This window comes from Pseudomonas sp. microsymbiont 2 (assembly GCF_054788395.1).
Genome location: NZ_CM139112.1, coordinates 1,840,964 through 1,860,938, shown reverse-complemented (window position 1 = coordinate 1,860,938; position 19,975 = coordinate 1,840,964). Strand labels below are relative to the sequence as shown.

Below are 19,975 nucleotides of genomic sequence, written 5' to 3'. Positions count from 1 at the left end.
TTCAGGGGTGCCGCCACCAGGGATCAGGAAGCCGGGTTGATCGGCTTGTCCGGATACCAGGCGTCCAGCAGCGGGCTGACTTCGATCTTGGTCAGTTCGCTGCGGCCCTTGAGCCAGGCTTCGACGGTGGCGCGCTGCTCTTCGCTGACCGAGCCACGCTTGGCCGAGCAGACCAGGCCGAAATCGTCGCCGCCGACATAGTCCAGGCCGTTGGCATCCATGGCGTCAGCCAGGAAGGCGTCGAGGAAGGCATCGATGGCTTCATCGGACAGGTCTTCCTTGAAGTCCAGGTTCAGTTCGAAACCCAGCTCCTGGAACTCGTCAACGCACAGCTTCTTGCGCAGACGACGGGAACGGTTGGTAGCCATGAAACAATCCTCTCAATTAATTACGCGCGGCACTTTACCAGTTTCCGGCGCGCAACGGCGCTTTTCCGTCGAACGAAACCCATGTGCGTCGCGCTTGGGGCATAATGCGCACTATATTTCGAACCGGGGCCACCATTTCTTACAGCCCCTTTTTCTTTTTCCCTCGTCTGCAGGGTTCGCGCACCTATGATCAAGACGCTCCGCCCACTGCTGCTCGCCGGCCTGTTCCTGCCCCTCGCCTTGCCTGTCCAGGCCGCCGCCGTCAACACCACCTTGCCACCCAAGGTGCAACAAGCCCTCAAGACCAACAAGCTGCAGGACTCCGCCCTGTCTCTGGTCATGCTGCCGCTCGATGGCCCGGGCACACCGACCGTGTTCAACGCCGACGTGTCGGTCAACCCGGCCTCGACCATGAAACTGGTGACCACCTACGCCGCGCTGGAGCTGCTGGGCCCGACCTTCCAGTGGAAGACCGAGTTCTACACCGACGGCACCCTGAGCAACGGCGTGCTCAATGGCAACCTCTACCTCAAGGGCGGTGGCGACCCCAAGCTGAACATGGAAAAGCTCTGGCTGCTGATGCGCGACCTGCGCGCCAATGGCGTGCGCACCGTGACCGGCGACCTGGTCCTGGATCGCAGCCATTTCGTCCAGCCCAACCTGCCACAGTTCAATGACGATGGCGGCGACGAGAACAAGCCGTTCCTGGTCAAGCCGGACTCTCTGCTGGTCAACCTCAAGGCCCTGCGCTTCGTTGCCCGCAACGACGGCGGCAAGGTGACCGTCTCGGTCGAGCCGCCGATCGCCAGCATCCGCATCGACAACCAGGTCAAGGCTTCGGCCGGCAAGCAGTGCACCGGCGATGTGCGCTACAACCCGGTGATGCAACCCGACGGTGTCAGCGTGACGGTGAGCGGTCAGCTGGCCGACGGCTGCAACTCGCAGACCTACCTGTCGCTGCTTGACCATCCCACCTACGCAGCCGGCGCGGTAAGGGCCATCTGGAGCGAGCTGGGCGGCAGCATCCAAGGCCGCGACCGCATCGAGAACGTGCCCAAGAGCGCCCGCCTGCTGGCCCGGGCCTTCTCGCCGGACCTGGTCGAGGTGATCCGCGACATCAACAAGTACAGCAACAACACCATGGCTCAGCAGCTGTTCCTCAGCCTCGGCGCGCAGTTCCGCACCGATGCCGACGGCGACGACGCCCGGGCGGCACAACGCGTGGTACGCCAGTGGATGGCCAAGAAAGGCATCACCGCGCCACACCTGGTGATGGAGAACGGCTCCGGCCTGTCCCGCGCGGAACGGGTCAGCACCCGCGAGATGGCCACGCTGCTGCAGGCAGCCTGGAAGAGCCCGTACGCCGCCGAGTTCATCAGCTCGATGCCGCTGGTAGGCATGGACGGCACCATGCGCAAGCGCCTCAAGCGCACCGCCATGAGCGGCGAGGCGCACATCAAGACCGGCACCCTCAACACCGTGCGAGCGATCGCCGGGTTCAGCCGCGACAGCAACGGGCACACCTGGGCCGTCGCCGCCATCCTGAACGACCCCAAGCCATGGGGCGCCTCACAGGTGCTTGACCAGGTCCTGCTGGATCTCTACCGACAGCCGAAGCTGGCGAACGGCACGGCGACCACGGCGCCCTGACCGGGACATCGACCGGGGCCACCCACCTGGCCCCGGCGCACGCCTAGTGTGGTGTTTTGCAAATACGACCAATAACTCGCGAGCGATTTTTTCGCTCAGGCAAGGCGTCGCGACGAGTCGTAGCCCAGCTACGGCGAGGAGCGACAACGCCGCATGAGCGCAAAAAGCGCCGCGAGTTATGGTCGTTATTTGTGAAACACCACACTAGGTACCGAGTCGATACGCCAGGCACCGCTCACGCAGCGCCTGTACCAGCAGGCTCACCTCGGGGCTGTGCCGATAGGCCTGCGAATAGCCCACGTACATCGGCACCTCCCGCGCTTGCTGGTGCCGCAGGTTGACCCGGCGTAACCGTCCTTCGGCGAGCCCGTGCTGGACGCGATGCAACGGCAACCAGGCGAAGCCGAACCCTTGCTCGACGAAACGCTCGGCCGTCGCCAGGCTGCTCACCGTCCAACGCTGGGAGGTGCCCAGCCAGCCGCTGCTCTGGGGGTTGCGCACCCCGGAGTCACGAATCACCAACTGGCGATGCTGCTTCATGTCGTCCAGGCTCAACGGATCATCCTCCTGCCCCAGGGGATGACCGGCGCCGACCACGCAAACCAGCGTTACATTGAACAGGAACTCCTGCAGGTAGCCGGACGGCAGGCTGCTGGCTATGCCCAGCTCGACCTTGCCGTCTTCCAGCAGTTCGCGGGTGCCGGACAACGCGCTCTCGTACAGGCGGACCCGGTGATCCGGATAGTGTTCGGCGAAATCCGTCAACAGCTGTTGCAACAACTCCATGGGGAACAGCACGTCCACCGCCAACGCCTGTTCGGTGAACAACCCCGGTTGGTACTGGTTGGCCAGGTCCTCAAGCTTCTGCGCCGCCCCCAGCAAGTGCTTGGCCTGAGGCAGCAGCGCCCTGCCCAATGGAGTGAGCACGGCCTTGCGGCCTTCGATGATGAACAGCTCCTGGTCCAGCAACTGCTCCATGCGGTTGACCGAATGGCTGATCGCCGACTGTGACTTGAACAGGTGCTCGCCGGCCTGCTGGAAACCGCCACACTCCACGGTACTGACGAACGCTTGCCACTGGTCGAGACTGATCCTGGAAAACATGGCTCCCTCCTTGTATGCCTGCGGGCCACGCATCCCGTGGCCGGATGATTATGCCCGATGCCGCGCAGGCTTGGCCGCGGGCCACCACCATCCCTGCTGCATGCCGGCCGCGGCCAACAGGATCAGTGCCACCCCCAGCCACTGCAATGGCGCCAGACGGTGACCGAAGGCCAGCCAATCGACCAGGATCGCGGCAATCGGGTAAATGAAGGACAACGCTCCGGTCAGCGCCGTGGGCAAGCGCTGGATGGCGCTGTACAACAGCACGTACATCAACCCGGTATGCACGATACCCAGCGTCACCAGACTGCCGAGCGCTGGCAACGCGCCCGGCAGCGCGCCAGCATTCACCCAGGGAGCCAGCAGCAGCACGCCGGTACTCACCTGGACCAGGGCGATCAGGTGCGGTGGCGTGCCCGTCAGCCGCTTGATGATCAGCGCCGCCACGGCATACAGAAAGGCGGCGCCCAGCGCCAGGACGATACCTTGCAGGTACTCACCAGCTCCCGCCTGCCCACTGCCATGGGCGCCGACGATGGCCAGCATGCCGAGAAAGGCCACGCTGAGCCAGGTCAGCTTGGCCGTGGTGATCTTCTCGCCCAGGAACACCGCCGCCAGCCCCACCAGCATGAACGGCTGCACGTTGTACACCGCCGTACCGATGGCGATGGAGGCGCGAGAGTAGGAGGCGAACAACAGCACCCAGTTGCCGACGATCGCCACGCCGCTGGCCACCGCCAGCAGGAAAGTGGCGCGGGTCAGGATACCGGGCTTGAGAAAGCCCATGCCTGCGCAGATGGCCAGCAAGGTGATGGCGCCGAACACGCAGCGCCAGAACACCACCTCCAGGACCGGCTGCCCAGACACCATCACGAACCAGCCGATGGTGCCGGAGATCAGCATGGCGGCAATCATTTCCAAGGATCCACGGCGCAGCGAATTGTCCATTACATGCCTCCTGTCGACGATGGGCACAGTATGCGGAGGGTGAAGTGCAACCTTCCAGCGGATAGCGAAGGCAAGCCATAGATCCTGCCTTTACTATCAAGGCAAATCACGCCGATCACCTAACGAGGTGCTTATGACCGATGCCATCGACCAATTGCTGATCAACGCCCTGATGGAAGACTCGCGCCGCTCGCTCAAGGCCCTGGCCCAGGTCAGTGGGCTGTCGGCCCCCAGCGTCGCTGAACGGCTACGCAAGCTCGAGGAACGGGGTGTGCTGCGCGGCTACACCGTGGAGGTGGACCCGCGCAGCTTCGGCTACCAGTTGCAGGCCATCGTGCGCATTCGCCCGTTGCCGGGGCAGTTGCAGGAGGTGGAGCGGCAGATCGTGGCGATTCCCGAATTCACCGAGTGCGACAAGGTGACGGGCGAGGATTGCTTCATCGCGCGCCTGCACGTGCGCTCGATGGAGCAACTGGACACCCTGCTCGACCGCTTGAATGTGCTGGCCGAAACCAACACCGCGATCATCAAGAAGACCCCGGTGAAGCGGCGGCTGCCGCCAATGGCGTGAGACGCGGATCGTCTTGCGCCGGCATCTCCCCACGCCCGCTCTGGCGGCGACATCCTACAGACACAAAGAATATGTACACAAAAACGTCACCATAAGTGCCATTTTTGTGTGCAATAACTCAGGGTAACGCCCCAATAAGTTACACCCGTGCGATTATAAAATCTGACCAAATGATCAACTAAATTCATGTACAAAAAATAAACCTGCTCATTTGGTCAACTTATATTCCATTTATTTCATTTAGTTATCTTTCAACAAGATAAATATCAAAACATCCCCTTCTGAGCCGCGGCTCCTGGCTGGCATGGAACTGGCTTTTGTGTGTCTGTGTTTTGTATACAAAGTTGACGAAACATAAATACACAATAACTCGCAGCGTCGCTTCCCTATCGACCGTTGCGCCCTGAACCCAGAGATGCCAACGCCTGCACCGACGAGATGGCGAGCCCGTGCGCCAGCGCCCGCTCATCGCAGTCACACGCATCAGGAGCCGCCGGAATGAGTAGCAGTCTCCCCCTTGCCCCTGAACTTTCCGTTGCCACGACCTCTTCCCCCACCGCCCTCGACGGCCATGCCGCCGACCTGGAACTCAGCCCGCGCCTGCACAACCGCGACCTGGCCCCGACCAAGCTCGAAGGTCGCCGCTGGGGTGGCTACAGCATCTTCGCGCTGTGGACCAACGATGTGCACAACATCGCCAACTACTCCTTCGCCATGGGGCTGTTCGCCCTTGGGCTGGGAGGCTGGCAGATCTTCCTGTCACTGGCGATCGGCGCGGCGCTGGTGTACTTCTTCATGAACCTGTCCGGCTACATGGGCCAGAAGACCGGAGTCCCCTTCCCGGTGATCAGCCGCATCGCCTTCGGTATCCATGGCGCACAGATCCCCGCGCTGATCCGCGCAGTGATCGCCATCGCCTGGTTCGGCATCCAGACCTACCTGGCCTCGGTGGTCCTGCGCGTGCTGTTGACCGCGATCTGGCCGCAAGTGGCGGCCTACGACCATGACAGCATCCTCGGGCTGTCGAGCCTGGGCTGGATCTGCTTCGTGGCGATCTGGCTGGTGCAACTGGTGATCCTCGCCTACGGCATGGAGATGGTGCGGCGCTACGAAGCCTTCGCCGGCCCGGTGATCCTGCTGACGGTGGCCAGCCTGGCGGTGTTCATGTACTTCCAGGCCGACGCCCGCATTGCCTGGTCGGTCGCCGAGCCGCTCACCGGCTACGAGATGTGGCGCAACATCTTCGCCGGTGGCGCCCTCTGGCTGGCGATCTACGGCACGCTGGTGCTCAATTTCTGCGACTTCGCCCGCTCCTCGCCCTGCCGCAAGACCATCCGCGTAGGCAACTTCTGGGGCCTGCCGGTGAACATCCTGGTGTTCGCGGCCATCACCGTGGTGCTGTGCGGCGCGCAGTTCCAGATCAACGGCCAGGTCATCGACAGCCCCACGCAGATCGTCGCCAGCATCCCCAACACCGCCTTCCTGGTGCTGGGCTGCCTGGCCTTCCTGATCGTCACCGTGGCAGTGAACATCATGGCCAACTTCGTCGCCCCGGCCTTCGTGCTGAGCAACCTGGCGCCACGCCACCTCAACTTCCGTCGCGCCGGACTGATCAGCGCCACCCTGGCCGTGCTGATCCTGCCGTGGAACCTCTACAACAGCCCGCTGGTGATCGTGTACTTCCTCTCCGGCCTGGGTGCCCTGCTCGGCCCGCTGTATGGCGTGATCATGGCCGACTACTGGCTGCTGCGTAAGGGCCGCATCAACGTGCCCGAGCTTTACAGCGAAAACCCCAAGGGCGCCTACCACTACAGCCGCGGCGTCAACCTGCGCGCCGTGGCGGCGTTCATTCCCGCCGCGCTGCTGGCCATCGTCCTGGCCCTGGTACCGAACTTCCATGGGGTCGCGCCGTTTTCCTGGCTGATCGGTGCCGGCATCGCGGCCGCCATCTACCTGCTGATCGCGCCGCGCAACTGCCACTACCACGACGTCAGCGGCGAATGCATCGCTGTCGACCACAGCAACCACTGACTCAGGAAGAGCCGTCATGCGTATTCTGATCGCCAACGTCAACACCACCGAAGCCATCACCGAGGCCATCGCCGAACAGGCAAGCAGCGTCGCCGCGCCCGGCACCGAGATCGTCGGCCTGACCCCCTGGTTCGGCGCCGAGTCGGTCGAGGGCAACTTCGAAAGCTACCTCGCCGCCATCGCCGTGATGGACCGGGTGCTTGCCTACGACCAGCCTTTCGATGCCGTGATCCAGGCCGGCTACGGCGAGCACGGCCGCGAGGGACTGCAGGAGCTGCTCGACGTGCCGGTGGTGGACATCACCGACGCTGCCGCCAGCACCGCCATGTACCTGGGGCATGCCTATTCGGTGGTGACCACCCTGGACCGCACCGTACCGCTGATCGAGGATCGCCTCAGGCTCTCGGGCCTGTACGAGCGCTGCGCATCGGTGCGCGCCAGTGGCCTGGCCGTGCTGGAGCTGGAGTCCGATCCACGGCGTGCGGTGCAAGCCATCGTCGACCAGGCCGAGCGTGCCGTGCGCGAGGACAAGGCCGAGGTGATCTGCCTGGGCTGCGGCGGCATGGCAGGGCTGGACGAACAGATCCGCCAGCGCACCGGCGTGCCGGTGGTGGATGGCGTGAGCGCGGCGGTGACCATTGCCGAGTCGTTGGTGCGCATGGGCTTGAGCACCTCCAAGGTGCGTACCTATGCCACGCCAAGGGCGAAGAAGGTGGTGGGCTGGCCAATGCGTTTCGGTCGCTGATCTACCTATCGCGAGGCAAGTCCGCTCCCACGAATGATCTCTAGTTTCGCTGGCGCGATCCCTGTGGGAGCGGGCTCGCCCGCGATGGGACCGGGATGGTCAACGCAGCAGGCTCGCCAGTCGCTCGGCACTGCCACAGGCCAAGGTGAACCCCAAAGCCCCATGCCCCAGATTCAGCCACAGGTTGCGATACCGTGTGGGGCCTATGATCGGCACCCCGGTCGGCGTCGCCGGGCGCATGCCCGCCCACTCCACCGCCTGCCCGTAGTCGGCGGCCTGGGGCAAGGTTTCCTGGGCGAGCCGGCGCATGCTCCTCAGCCTGCCGGCATTCACCGAGTCGTCGTAGCCAACGATATCCACCATCGCCGCCACCCGTAGCTGATCATCCAGCCGGGCATAGACGATCTTGCGCTCGTAGTCGGTGATGCTCACCTCAGGCGCCTGGTGTGCGGCGCCGATCGGGGCGGTCAGGCTGTAACCCTTGAGCGGGTAGACTGGCAGTTTCAAGCCAGGCAGTTTCAAGCCGGCGCTAAGGTGCCCGGCGCTGAGTACCAGATGCTGGACCTCCAGCCGCTCGCTGCCCAGCTCCAGCGCAACCACGCGATCGCCGCGCGGCAGCAACCGTGTCACCGGCCGCCCCAACCACAGCCGACACTGTCCCGATGCCCGCAGCCGCTCGGCCAGACTCAGGCAGAAGCGGTGGCAATCGGCGACCTCTTCGTCAGGGGTGAACACACCGCCGACGAAGGATGCGCCGGCCAGGGCCGGCTCGAGTCGCCGCAGTTCCCTGGCGTCCACGACCTGCTGGTTGGCGGGGTCGAGCAGGTGCTCGCGTGCGCGGGTGAATGCCTGTTGGCTACGGAACGCGACCAGCTTGCCATTGCGCCGCCAGGCGAACCCCTGCAGACCATCTTCTTCCCGCCAGCGCCCCAGCACTGCCTGACTCTCCAGGGCCAGGGCCAGCAACTGCGCGGCATTGCGCTGATTGACACTCGTCCGGCACGCCATCACGAAGGCCACCAGCCAGCGCCATTGCGCAGGGTCCAAGCGCAGGCGCAGGCGCAATGGCGAGTCACCTTGCAGCAACCAGCCAAGCGCTTGCCAGGGCACGCCAGCGTCGGCCAGCGGCGCCACGTAGCGGTACGAGAGCTGCCCACCGTTGGCGAAGCTGGTGGCACTGGCCAGGCTGTCACGCGCCTCGATCAGATCGACCGAAAAGCCCCTGCGCACCAGCGCATAGGCCGTCGCCAGGCCGACCACCCCACCACCGATCACCGTCACCCGCTGATCCATTCGCTCATCCCTGTGCCGACCTGATAGCCGGACAGTAGCAGCAGTTCAGGTCGGGCAGCCAGGATCCCCATGGCCGATGCCCTGGGACAGCGCACGACTGAGCAAGCTCGCCCGACCATCGCGCCAGGTCAGGGTCAGAACGTACAGGGTGTCGAAATCATCGCGGTGCCAGTCCTCGGCGAGCGTCCAGTCCTCACCCAGGGCCTTGCCGGCCACGGTATTGATCAGTTCCGGCAGATAGCCACGGGACCAGGCCGTGTAGACCGTCGCGTTACGGTACTTGCTGCTCAGGAGTTCGTCGGCCAGGTCGGCGGTGTCGTTGGCGCCGAAGTCGATGTTCACCGGCAGGCCGAGGCGGATTGCGCTGGGACTGATGGTCACGAGCGGACGAACATAGCTGTAGCGCTGATCGTCGCTGCCCTCCTCGACGTGCCGCGAGGGGTTGGCGGCGAAGACATAGTCAGCCTCGCCGAAACGCTCGGGCAGCAGCGTGGCAAGCTCAAGGGCACGGTTGAGGCCCTGGCAGTTCAACTGGCCCAGGCCTTCGCTGGGTTTCTCGGCATGGCGCAGAAATACCAGCGTCTGGGTGCCGTCCACCGGTTGCGCGCGGCTTTCGACAGTATCCAGGGCCAATGGCACGAGCGCGGCGGCGAACGCCAGACCCAGCAGCAAGTGGCGGCGACGCTGGCGCAACGCAAAGAACTTCATCGCTGGTAGACTCCTGTGGCTGGGGGTGTCGGGCCGCCCTGCCACACTGCCCCGCAGCCAAGGCTGCGGGGCTTCCCTGTCGTGGATGCCATCCGTGGCTGCAAGCGAGGCCCAGCGTGGCCTCGACCCGTTCGCGTTGTCCCTGACTGCGCATGCCTTCCATGACCAAGCGCAATCCTAGCGCACAGGTGTTGCTGGATTATTTCACCCGCCTCAGTCGTCGCGGGTCAGCACTTCGAGCAACTCGATTTCGAAGGACAGGTCCGAATTCGGCGGGATCGAGCCTACGCTACGTTCGCCATAGCCCAGATGCGCGGGCACCTGCAACTTGCGCTTGCCGCCCACGCGCATGCCCATCAAGCCCTGATCCCAGCCCTTGATCACCCGACCGGTACCGATCACGCACTGGAACGGCTTGCCCCGTGACCAGGACGAATCGAACTCGCTGCCATCGGCCAGCCAGCCGGTGTACTGGGTGGTGATCAGCGCGCCCTTGACCACGGCCTTGCCGTCGCCTTCCTGAAGATCGATGACTTGCAGCTCACTGCGCATGGCAGGTTCCTCGAAGCGGTTTTTCGTGGTCGCCCTTTTCTCAGGAATGCTTGGGTTTGGCAAGATGGGCCGTGCCGGGTCAGGTGAACTGCTCGAAGACTTCCTTGCCGGTCAGCTGTTCGGTCTCGTTGTTGAAGCAGTACCAAGTGGGCTTTTCGTCGATGAAAATCTGCTTGTTGAAATCCCAGTCTTGCTCGCCGTCGAGCAGGCCGACAGGGATTGCGTAGAAATCGTTCTGCTTGAGGCGGTAGAACAAATGCGTGCCGCACTGGCCGCAAAAGCCGCGCTGGGCCCACTCGGATGAGTCATAGACGCTGGGCGCGTGGCCTTCGAAAAGCGGCGGCTGGCTGCAATCGACTACCAGCAGCGGGCCGCCGGTCCATTTGCGGCACATGCTGCAGTGGCAGGCGTTAACGTGGAGACTGTCTATGGTTACGGACAAGTGCGTGGCGCCGCACAGGCAACTGCCTTTTTTTTCCAGGGGCATGGGGGGAGCTCCGGGCGGGTTGGGGGTTGGAGTATAGGCTTCGGCTTCGGCTTCGGCTTCGGCTCAAGAGGGTGGGTTTTTATTTTTTTATGCGCATTCATTGGCGATGGCGACGCACAGTCACCTTTCCGCCCTTACGGCGGGTCACTTTTTGTCAAACGCGACAAAAAGTAACCAAAAAACGCTGCGCTCCATCATCCGGCCCCTACGCTTCGCTCCGGGGTTCCCTCGCTCCGTTCTTGCTCCCGGGAGGACCGCGCTGAACGCCCCATCCTGGGGCGCAGCGCTTGACGGGCATCCATGCCCGTCACCTCCCTTCGCAAGAACTCCGCTCGGCCTCCTGAAGTCGCAATTGGCGGCGCCTGAACTACCGCGCGCTTAGAAGCAAGAGCAAGAGCAGAAACTTCAAATTGGCTCTTGGCAGTTATTTATATATTGGTTGTTCTGGCCCTTTCGCGGGTAAACCCGCGAATACGGACTTGAGATCACACACCTGCAACTAGCGCCAGCTGCGCCAGCCCAGGCACCGCCCGTACCTTCGCGACTTCAGGAGGCCGAACGCAGGACTTGCGGAGGGAGGTGACGGGCATGGATGCCCGTCAAGCGCTGCGGCCCAGGATGGGCCGTTCAGCGCGGTCCTCCCGGGAGCAAGGCCGGAGTGAGGGAACCCGGAGCGAAGCGTAGGGCCGGATGAATGGAGCGCAGCGTTTTTTGGTTACTTTTTGTCGCGTTTGACAAAAAGTGACCCGCCGTAAGGGCGGAAAGGTGACTATGCGTCGACATCGCAAATGAATGCGCATAAAAATTTCAAAACCAACAACTAACAACCAACAACCAACAACCAACAACCAACAACCAACAACCAACAACCAACAATCAAATAGCCCCACCTCTCAAGGCAACTCCACCTCGACCCGATCCCGCCCCGCCTGCTTGGCCGCATACACCCCCGCATCCGCCCGCAACAACAACGCATCCGCCCCCTCCCCAGCCCTCCACCCCGCCACGCCAAAACTCGCCGTCACCCGCCCCACACCATCCACCGGCAAACTCCGCACCCCCTGCCACAACTCCAGCGCCAGCAACCGCGCCTGATCGGCATTGCTCCCCGGACACAACACCATGAACTCCTCCCCACCCAGCCGACAGAACACATCGGTGCGCCGCAACCGCTGCCCGATCCGCTGACACAAACTACGCAGCACACGATCCCCCACCGCATGCCCGAACTGATCGTTGATCTGCTTGAAGTGATCGATATCAAGCATGATCACCGCCAGCTCCAGGCCATCACGCTGCGCCCGGTCCAACTCGCCACGCAAGCGCTCCTGGAAAAAGCGCCGGTTATGAATACCCGTCAGCGCATCGGTGATCGACAACGCCCGCAGCTCCTCTTCCACTCGCTTGAGATCGGAAATGTCCGTCAGGTAACCATGCCAGAGCGTGCAATCCTGATCGCCAACTTCCGGCGTCGCCTCGCCGCGTACCCAGCGCAGCCCCGCCTTGGGCAGGCACACGCGGTACTCCTCGCGCCAGGGGGTCAGGTGCTCGGCGGAATAAAGCACCGACCGACGCACCCGCTCCAGATCGTCGGGGTGGATTCGCTCGAACACCGCTGCGGCATCCTCGCGCAACAGGGCAAGATCGACCTCGTAGATATCGTGCAGGCCAGCGCTGGCGTAGGGGAAACAGGAATGCCCGTCGACATCCAGGCGGTACTGATAGATGCCGCCGGGCACCTCGGCGCTGAGTTTCTCCAGCAAACGGTCGCGAACCGCCAGTGCCTCATGCACGCGGCGCCGTTCGGTGACATCGATGCAGATCGCCAGGTAGCCCACCCACAGCCCCTGCTCATCCAGCACCGCCGTCACCAGCATGTTCGCCAACAGGTGGCTGCCGTCCTTGCGCACCAGCGTCCAGTCGGCAGGTTCGCCGCCCCCCTCCTGCGCGGTTTCCGCGAACATCGCCTGGCCAGCACCGATTTCACGGCCATAGCGCACGCTCAAGGCATGGGCGCGCTGGCGCAGCTCGTCAGGCTGGACCAGATCCTCCAGACGCAGTCGGCCCAGCGCTTCACCGGCGCTAAACCCGAGCATCCGCTCGGCGCCGGCATTGAACGTGCCAATCACCCCGCGCAGACTGGTGGCGATGATCGCCACCTGGGTCGCGGCATCGAGCACGCTGCGCAGCTGGTTATGAGTCTCGCGCAGCGACTGTTCGCTGACCTGCAACTCGGCCGTGCGCCGGGCAACCAGGCTCAGCGCTCGCTGGCGCTGACCGAACAGGCTATAGAACAAGGTCGCCAGCAGCACGCTGAGCATGCCGCCCAACAGGATCACCACCGGGACCGCCGTGGACTGGTTGGCCGCGAGAAATCCCGGGCTGGGGCGAATGTCGAGCTGGTAGTCATGATCGGCCAAGTGCAGCAGGTAGCTGCCCGTAAGCGCGATCCGCGCCGGCGATGTGCCCGAGTCGAACAGCACCTCATGGCCCCCTTCGGTGGACATATCGCGAATGCGCATCACCAGGTTGTCGTCCGCGACGGTCGGCAGACTTTCGGCAATCAACTGATGCAGGCTCAACAGCGCCATGACATAGCCTGTCGGCGGACCACCGACAGGCGCCGAATCGGCGAACACCGGGGCGACCAGCAACAGACCGCGGGTGTAGGCCGGCTCGACATCGAGCATGTCCAGTGGCGCCGATACCGCCATGCTGCCGGGGCTCATGGCCCTGGACAGGGTCGCCTCGCGCAGGGGCTGGCCGCGCAGGTCAAGCCCATAGGGCTGCCCCTGCTTGCTCGCCGCCTGCGTGTAAAGCACCGGGTAGTAGTAATCCCGTGCGGGGGCAGGCTGCCAGCCGCCTTCGGCGTTGCGGTCGCGGATCTGGTAAGGCTGGCGCAACCAGGCACTGGCTCCCTGCTCGAAAGCCTCGCGCTGCCCGGCGGCGACCCGCGGTGCCCAGGAGTAAGCCTGGGTGCGGTGCAGCAGCGGGCGGGCGTAGCCATCGAACTCGGCCGGTGTGATTTCGCTGGAATAGCTGAAGAAGCGACGCAGGCTGTCCAGGCGCTGTTCCTGCTCCTCGAAGCGCTCGGCAATGCGGCTATGCCGCTCGCTGGCCAGCAGTTCGAAGCGCTGGCGCAGCTGCTGCTTGTAGAAACCCTGGGCGGCCAGGGCCAACGCCGCCGTGAGCAGCACCCCGGCAACCAGCGCCGTCAGGGCCACACCCCAGGCCGGCAGCGGGCCACCGAACAGGCCAAGGCGCTTCGCAGGTTCACCTGGGTCAGACATAGAGGACTCTCGGCAACGTCAGCGTCCTGCGTATGGTCCCGCCCTGTACTGCTTTATAGCCACTGGCCAGCCACCATGCCATGTACCTCGTCGGCTCAGCGCAGACGCAGTTGCCAGGCGCGGTGAATGCGGCTGTTGCGGGCGAAGTCCGGATCCAGGGTCTGGGCGCTGATCTCCTCCACTACATAGCGCGTCGCCAGGTGCTCGTCGAGCTGGAACTTGCGGAAGTTGTTGGAGAAATACAGCACCCCGCCCGGCGCCAGGCGAGCCATGGCCAGATCGAGCAGCTCGACATGGTCGCGCTGCACATCGAACACCCCTTCCATGCGCTTGGAGTTGGAGAACGTCGGCGGGTCGATGAAGATCAGGTCGTAGCTATCCTGGGCGTTCTGCAGCCAGGCCATGACATCGCCCTGTTCCAGGCGATTGCGTTCGGAGAAGCCGTTCAGCGACAGGTTGCGCCGCGCCCAGTCCAGGTAGGTCTTGGACAGGTCGACACTGGTGGTGCTGCGCGCGCCACCCTTGGCCGCGTGCGCGGTGGCCGTGGCGGTGTAGCAGAACAGGTTGAGGAAGCGCTTGCCGGCCGCCTCGCGCTGGATACGCATGCGCATCGGGCGGTGGTCGAGGAACAGCCCGGTGTCCAGGTAGTCGGTAAGGTTGACCAGCAGCTTGACGCCACCTTCGCTCACCTCCTGGAAGCGTCCCTCGGTGGCCTGGCGCTCGTACTGGCGCGTGCCGCTCTGCCGCTCACGGCGCTTGAGCACCACCCGCTGCGGGTCGACGCCCAGCGCCTGGGGGATCGCCGCCAGCGCGTCGAGCAGGCGGGCCTGGGCCTTGTCCGGATCGACCGAACGCGGCGCGGCGTACTCCTGTACATGCACCCAATCGTGGTACAGGTCGACCGCCAGGGCGTACTCGGGCATGTCGGCATCGTAGACGCGATAGCAATCGACCTGCTCGCGGCGCGCCCACTTGCCCAACTGCTTGAAGTTCTTCTGCAGTCGGTTGGCGAACATCTGCGCGCCCTCGGACAGACGCGCCGGCTCGCTGACGAGCGGCGCCTGGCGGCCCGGCTCACCCTCGCCCGTCTCGGCCTGGCGACGTTCGCCGGTAACGAACTGGTCGGGCTGCACCTTGAACAGCAACAGCTTGCAAGGCAGCGCGCCGTTCCAGAAGGCGTACTGCTTGTGGCTGCGAATGCCCATGCGCTTGCCCAGTTCCGGCGCGCCGGTGAACACTGCCGCTTCCCAGCCCATGCAGGCCTGGCGCAGGCGCTCGCCGAGGTTCTGGTAGAGGTACAGCAGGCTGGCCTCGTCGCCCAGGCGTTCGCCATAAGGCGGGTTGCTGATCACCAGGCCTTTCTGGTTCTGGTCCGGACGCGGCTCGAAACTGGCGACCTCGCCCTGGTAGATCTTCACCCAGTCACCCAGGCCGGCACGCTCGACGTTGTTGCGCCCCGGCTGGATCAGCCGTGGGTCGGCTTCATAGCCACGGATCCACAGCGGTGGCTTGGCCAGGCCAGCCTGCGCCCGGGCCTGGGCTTCGTCATGCACCTTGCGCCACAGCGCCGGCACATGGCCGAGCCAGGCGCTGAAGCCCCAGCGCTCGCGCTTGAGGTTGGGAGCGATGTCGGCGGCGATCATCGCCGCCTCGACCAGGAACGTACCCACACCGCACATCGGGTCGGCCAAGGCGCCACCCTGGGCGGCGATGCGCGGCCACCCGGCGCGGATCAGCACCGCTGCGGCAAGGTTTTCCTTGAGCGGCGCGGCCCCTTGCTGCAGGCGGTAGCCGCGCTGGTGCAGGCTGTGGCCGGAAAGATCGAGGGACAGGATCGCCTCGCCACGGTCCAGGCGCAGGTGCACGCGCACATCCGGATCGACCTTCTCCACCGACGGACGCAAGCCCTCACGGTTACGCAGCTTGTCGACGATCGCGTCCTTGACCTTGAGTGCGCCGAAATGCGTGTTGTCGATACCCGAGCCATGGCCACTGAACTCCACCGCCAGGGTGCCGTCGGCGGCCAGGTGATCGGCCCAGTCGACCGTCTGCACGCCATCGTACAGGTCGTCGGCGTTCTTCATCGAAAAACGCTTGAGCACCAGCAGCACGCGGTTGGCCAGGCGCGACCACAGGCACAGGCGATAGGCGGTTTCCATGTCGGCGGCGCCGCGGATGGCCGAGGTGTGTTCACGCACTTCGTCCAGGCCCAGGCTGCGGGCCTCTTCGGCGAGCAGGCCTTCAAGGCCTTTGGGGCAGGTGAGGTAGAGTTCGAAACGGTCCGACATGAGCAATCCAGAGCCTTGGGCTAGGTAAGTGACAGGTCGACGCATCGACCTGCCGATGTTTGCCCGCACGCCCTTCCAGCAGGCGCACGGGTGGCCGGCGAGCCATCTCGCCAGGCCAGGCCGCCCAACGTTCCTGGCACTCGCCGGCTGGCGGAAATGCGTTGGATCGTCGAGCAGTGTGAAAATTTCGTGGACGAGGGATCCAGATGTGACCCTTCGTCGCATTACCAAATATTACTGTCATCATCCAGCAACGCTGGCCAAATGACGTCAGGAATCACTAAACCCTGATCATAGCGGGCTCAACGGCAAACAAGGTTGAGTCGCATTTATTTACTTATCCTTTCACCCTCGGAAAGGTTACGTCCTTATGACAAATCGATCATTCACACTGTGACCCGCATTCGTTAGAACTGGTCTCAGGCCACCTCGCAATGGGGTGGCACTTCCAGCCCGCGACGCCGGCAGCGGGCGCACACCGGCAGAACGATTCTGCCCGGCCTCGGAGAGGTCGACGGGACATTACAGTCAACAAGTGAGGGCAACACCCTATGAGAAGACTTAAGCGTGATCCGTTGGAAAGAGCATATTCACGTGGCTACCAGTATGGGGTCACCGGCAAATCCCGCGAGCTTTGCCCCTTCAATCTACCCTCTGTACGCCAAGCCTGGATCAACGGCTGGCGCGAAGGTCGCGGCGATAACTGGGACGGCATGACCGGCACCGCTGGCATCCAGAGACTCAACGAAAATCACGCCGTTGGCTGAACGAGGACACTGAATTCGAGTTACCCATGCGCGCCCCATCCGGGCGGCGGGCTACGGCCCAGGGGGTCCCTTGAGGGACCCCTTTTTTATGAACCGGATTTGTACCCGCGAAAGCCCCCTTGAGATCACCTCGGCATTGCGGCAATGGCATCCACTGCCTCGCGGATCAGCGTCGGCCCTTTGTAGATGAACCCCGAATAGATCTGCACCAGGCTCGCGCCAGCGGCGATCTTTTCTGCCGCATGACGGCCTTCGGTGATACCACCGGCGGCGATGATCGGCAGCTTGCCGCCCAGCTCGCTCGCCAGCATCTTCACGATGTGAGTGCTCTTTTCCAGCACCGGAGCGCCGGACAGACCGCCCGCCTCCCCGCCAAACGGCAGGCCCTCGACGCCTTCACGGCCCAAAGTGGTGTTGGTCGCGATCACCGCGTCCATCCCCGACTCGACCAGCGCGGCCGCCACCAGCGCGGTTTCCTCGTCGCTCATGTCCGGTGCGATCTTGATCGCCAGCGGCACACGCTTGCCATTGGCCGATGCCAGTTGCTCACGACGCTCGGCCAAGGCATCGAGCAGTTGCTTGAGCGAGTCGCCGAACTGCAGCGTGCGCAGCCCTGGCGTATTTGGGGAGCTGACATTGACGGTGATGTAGCTGGCGTCGTTGTAGACCTTTTCCAGGCAGATCAGGTAATCGTCCTGTGCCCGCTCGACCGGCGTGTCGAAGTTCTTGCCGATGTTGATGCCCAGCACGCCGTCATAGCGCGCAGCGCGCACCCGCGCCAGCAGGTGGTCGACACCCAGGTTGTTGAAGCCCATGCGATTGATGATCGCGGTGGCCTCGGGCAGGCGGAACAGCCGCGGTTTCGGGTTGCCCGGCTGCGGACGCGGCGTCACGGTGCCGATCTCGACGAAGCCGAAGCCCAGCTGGGCGAAACCGTCGATGGCCGCGCCGTTCTTGTCCAGGCCCGCCGCCAGGCCGACCGGGTTGGCGAAGTTCAAGCCCATGACCGTCACCGGCAACGCCGCCGGCTGCTTGCACAGCAAGCCGTTGAGGCCCAGGCGGCCACCGGCGCCGATCAGGTCCAGCGACAGGTCGTGGGAGGTTTCTGGGGAGAGCTTGAACAGCAGCTGGCGGGCCAGGGTATACATGGGCGGGCGGACTCGCGGTGAGTGAGGGAGCGATTATAGCCAGCGCGCCGCCCGGGCGACAGGGCCATGGCACATGGGTTGCAGCATCGGCTGCATGCAACCTTTGCCAACGACCGAGGATCCCCGTGAACACACCCCTCCCGACACGGCCCCTGGCCTGGGTCAACGGCAGCGACGCGCCGGAAAAGCCCAGCCTGGATATCGGCTTCATGGCCCTGACCGACTGCGCCTCGGTGGTGGTCGCCGCCACCCAGGGCTTCGCCCAGCAACAGGGCCTGACCCTGAATCTGCGACGCCAGGCCTCCTGGGCGGGCATGCGCGACAAGCTGGTCAGTGGCGAGCTGGACGCGGCCCACTGCCTGTACGGCCTGGCCTATGCCGTGCATCTGGGGATCGGTGGCGGACCAGCCAGCGACATGGCGGTGCTCATGGGGCTGAACCAGAATGCCCAGGCCATCAACCTGTCCCTCGCCCTGCAACGCAAAAGCGTGACCAGCCCCGAGGCACTGACGCGGCTGGTGCACCAGGGTGGCGCACGTTTAACCTTCGCCCAGACCTTTCCCACCGGCACCCACGCCATGTGGCTGTACTACTGGCTGGCCAGCCAGGGCATCCATCCGCTGCGCGACGTGACCAGCGTAGTGGTGCCTCCGGCGCAGATGGCTGCCCACCTGCAGGCCGGGCGCATCGACGGCTTCTGCGTGGGCGAGCCGTGGGCGGCGGACGCCGTTGCCCGCGGCCAGGGCTTTACCCTCGCCACCAGCCAGTCGATCTGGCCAGATCACCCGGAAAAGGTGCTGGCCTGCGCCAGAGCGTTCGTCGAGTGCTATCCCAACAGCGCGCGGGCATTGATCAAGGCGATACTCGCCGCCGCCCGCTTCATCGAGCAAAACCAGGAAAACCGGCGTGGCGCTGCGCAGTTGCTCAGTGGCGGTGCCTACCTGGACACTCCCATCAGCAGCATCGAGCCACGCCTGCTCGGCGACTACCAGGATGGCCTGGGCAATCGCTGGCACGACCCGCACGGTTTGCGCCTGTTCGACCAAGGCCGGGCGAACCTGCCCTATCTGTCCGACGGCATGTGGTTCATGACCCAGTTCCGCCGCTGGGGGTTGTTGCGCGAAGACCCCGACTACCTGGCCGTGGCCAGCCAGGTCCAACAACTGGCGCTGTACCGCGAAGCCGCCGAGGCCTTGGATGTGCCCTGCGCATATCCGCCCATGCGCAGCAGTCTGCTGATCGACGGCGGCCGCTGGGATGGCAGCGACCCTCACGGCTATGCCCGCAGCTTCTCACTGCACGCGCTGGACGCGGCGCCCGACCGGCGTGCCAATCGTTGAGGGCCTGGACATGATGCGCATCCTGCTGATCGACGACACCGAAAAGAAAGTCGGTCGCCTCAAGGCCGCGCTGGGCGAGGCCGGCTTCGATGTGATAGAAGCCGGCAGCCTGAGCATCGACCTGCCCGCCTGTATCGAAACGGTGCGCCCGGACGTGGTGCTGATCGATACCGAGTCACCCGGTCGCGATGTGATGGAACAGGTGGTGGTGGTCAGCCGCGATCACCCCCGCCCCATCGTGCTGTTCACCGACGAGCACGACCCCGGGGTGATGCGCCAGGCGATCCAGGCCGGGGTCAGCGCCTATATCGTCGAAGGCATCCACGCTGCGCGCCTGCAACCGATTCTCGACGTGGCCATGGCCCGTTTCGAAAGCGATCAGTCGCTCAGGGCCCAGTTGCTGGCCCGCGACCAGCAACTGGCCGAACGCAAGCGCATCGAGCAGGCCAAAGGCCTGTTGATGAAGATGAAGGACTGCAACGAGGAACAGGCCTACACCCTGATGCGCCGCCAGGCCATGAGTCGGCAGCAGAAGCTGATCCAGGTGGCGGAGCAGATCATCGCCATGTCGCAGATGCTGGGGTAGGTGCGCAGAACGCGACGCGCAGCGGTCGGACTTGGCCCGGCTCTTGCTCGACAGATCGACAGGCAGCCAACGGCGGTTGCCCTCTAGCCCCGACAAAGA

At 64.3% G+C, this 19,975-nt stretch carries 17 protein-coding genes; 7 read left to right on the top strand and 10 right to left on the bottom strand.

The features are described 5' to 3' along the window. Positions 1-23 precede the first annotated feature (23 nt). The gene (locus ACYUME_RS08450) at positions 24-368 is read right to left on the bottom strand and encodes a YggL family protein (RefSeq protein WP_201176117.1); all 345 of its coding nucleotides are present in this window, start codon (positions 366-368) and stop codon (positions 24-26) included. A gap of 186 nt (positions 369-554) precedes the next feature. Here ACYUME_RS08450 and dacB point away from each other — a divergent pair, with 186 nt between their 5' ends. Further along, entirely contained in the window at positions 555-2,018 is a 1,464-nt protein-coding gene (gene dacB, locus ACYUME_RS08445) for a D-alanyl-D-alanine carboxypeptidase/D-alanyl-D-alanine endopeptidase (RefSeq protein WP_279887152.1), read from the top strand. A gap of 204 nt (positions 2,019-2,222) precedes the next feature. Here the strand turns inward: dacB and ACYUME_RS08440 are convergent, their stop codons facing one another. Both ACYUME_RS08440 and ACYUME_RS08435 read right to left on the bottom strand, forming a co-directional pair. Continuing rightward, positions 2,223-3,122, bottom strand: coding sequence for a LysR family transcriptional regulator (locus ACYUME_RS08440; RefSeq protein ID WP_460418557.1), 900 nt, complete (start codon positions 3,120-3,122; stop codon positions 2,223-2,225). A 48-nt stretch (positions 3,123-3,170) separates the two neighbouring features. Then, positions 3,171-4,070, bottom strand: coding sequence for a DMT family transporter (locus ACYUME_RS08435; protein ID WP_460418556.1), 900 nt, complete (start codon positions 4,068-4,070; stop codon positions 3,171-3,173). Positions 4,071-4,203: 133 nt separating this feature from the next. Between ACYUME_RS08435 and ACYUME_RS08430 the strand changes: the two genes are divergently transcribed. From ACYUME_RS08430 to ACYUME_RS08420, 3 genes are all read left to right on the top strand, one after another. Beyond that, on the top strand, positions 4,204-4,641 hold the full coding sequence (locus ACYUME_RS08430) for an Lrp/AsnC family transcriptional regulator (protein WP_279888717.1): 438 nt from the start codon (positions 4,204-4,206) through the stop codon (positions 4,639-4,641). A 498-nt stretch (positions 4,642-5,139) separates the two neighbouring features. After that, positions 5,140-6,672 carry an NCS1 family nucleobase:cation symporter-1 gene (locus ACYUME_RS08425; RefSeq protein ID WP_460418555.1) on the top strand — a complete coding sequence of 511 codons (1,533 nt, stop codon included), beginning with the start codon at positions 5,140-5,142 and terminating at the stop codon, positions 6,670-6,672. Between the two features lie 16 nt (positions 6,673-6,688). Further along, positions 6,689-7,417 (top strand): aspartate/glutamate racemase family protein, encoded by a 729-nt coding sequence (locus ACYUME_RS08420; RefSeq protein ID WP_460418554.1) that lies wholly within the window; start codon positions 6,689-6,691, stop codon positions 7,415-7,417. 99 nt (positions 7,418-7,516) lie between these two features. On the opposite strand, the gene ACYUME_RS08415 is transcribed toward ACYUME_RS08420, so the two are convergent. The 6 genes from ACYUME_RS08415 to rlmKL all read right to left on the bottom strand — a co-directional run bounded on the left by ACYUME_RS08415 (position 7,517) and on the right by rlmKL (position 16,035). Beyond that, a complete protein-coding gene (locus ACYUME_RS08415; RefSeq protein WP_460418553.1) occupies positions 7,517-8,710 on the bottom strand; it encodes a D-amino acid dehydrogenase in 1,194 nt (397 codons plus the stop codon). A 45-nt stretch (positions 8,711-8,755) separates the two neighbouring features. After that, positions 8,756-9,418 (bottom strand): histidine phosphatase family protein, encoded by a 663-nt coding sequence (locus ACYUME_RS08410; protein WP_460418552.1) that lies wholly within the window; start codon positions 9,416-9,418, stop codon positions 8,756-8,758. 213 nt (positions 9,419-9,631) lie between these two features. Then, entirely contained in the window at positions 9,632-9,970 is a 339-nt protein-coding gene (locus ACYUME_RS08405) for an FKBP-type peptidyl-prolyl cis-trans isomerase (protein ID WP_460418551.1), read from the bottom strand. Between the two features lie 79 nt (positions 9,971-10,049). Further along, entirely contained in the window at positions 10,050-10,457 is a 408-nt protein-coding gene (locus ACYUME_RS08400) for a GFA family protein (RefSeq protein ID WP_460418550.1), read from the bottom strand. A gap of 893 nt (positions 10,458-11,350) precedes the next feature. After that, positions 11,351-13,747, bottom strand: a complete 2,397-nt coding sequence (locus ACYUME_RS08395) for a sensor domain-containing diguanylate cyclase (RefSeq protein WP_460418549.1) — start codon at positions 13,745-13,747, stop codon at positions 11,351-11,353. A 95-nt stretch (positions 13,748-13,842) separates the two neighbouring features. Next, positions 13,843-16,035 carry a bifunctional 23S rRNA (guanine(2069)-N(7))-methyltransferase RlmK/23S rRNA (guanine(2445)-N(2))-methyltransferase RlmL gene (gene rlmKL / locus ACYUME_RS08390; protein ID WP_460418548.1) on the bottom strand — a complete coding sequence of 731 codons (2,193 nt, stop codon included), beginning with the start codon at positions 16,033-16,035 and terminating at the stop codon, positions 13,843-13,845. 551 nt (positions 16,036-16,586) lie between these two features. Between rlmKL and rmf the strand changes: the two genes are divergently transcribed. Further along, entirely contained in the window at positions 16,587-16,802 is a 216-nt protein-coding gene (gene rmf, locus ACYUME_RS08385; protein ID WP_080642046.1) for a ribosome modulation factor, read from the top strand. 125 nt (positions 16,803-16,927) lie between these two features. Here the strand turns inward: rmf and ACYUME_RS08380 are convergent, their stop codons facing one another. Further along, on the bottom strand, positions 16,928-17,950 hold the full coding sequence (locus tag ACYUME_RS08380; RefSeq protein WP_460418547.1) for a quinone-dependent dihydroorotate dehydrogenase: 1,023 nt from the start codon (positions 17,948-17,950) through the stop codon (positions 16,928-16,930). Positions 17,951-18,075: 125 nt separating this feature from the next. On the opposite strand from ACYUME_RS08380, the gene ACYUME_RS08375 reads away from it, so the two are divergent. Together ACYUME_RS08375 and ACYUME_RS08370 are read left to right on the top strand one after the other, a co-directional pair. After that, the gene (locus ACYUME_RS08375; protein WP_460418546.1) at positions 18,076-19,290 is read left to right on the top strand and encodes a CmpA/NrtA family ABC transporter substrate-binding protein; all 1,215 of its coding nucleotides are present in this window, start codon (positions 18,076-18,078) and stop codon (positions 19,288-19,290) included. Positions 19,291-19,300: 10 nt separating this feature from the next. Beyond that, on the top strand, positions 19,301-19,876 hold the full coding sequence (locus ACYUME_RS08370) for an ANTAR domain-containing response regulator (RefSeq protein WP_279886793.1): 576 nt from the start codon (positions 19,301-19,303) through the stop codon (positions 19,874-19,876). Positions 19,877-19,975: the final 99 nt, after the last annotated feature.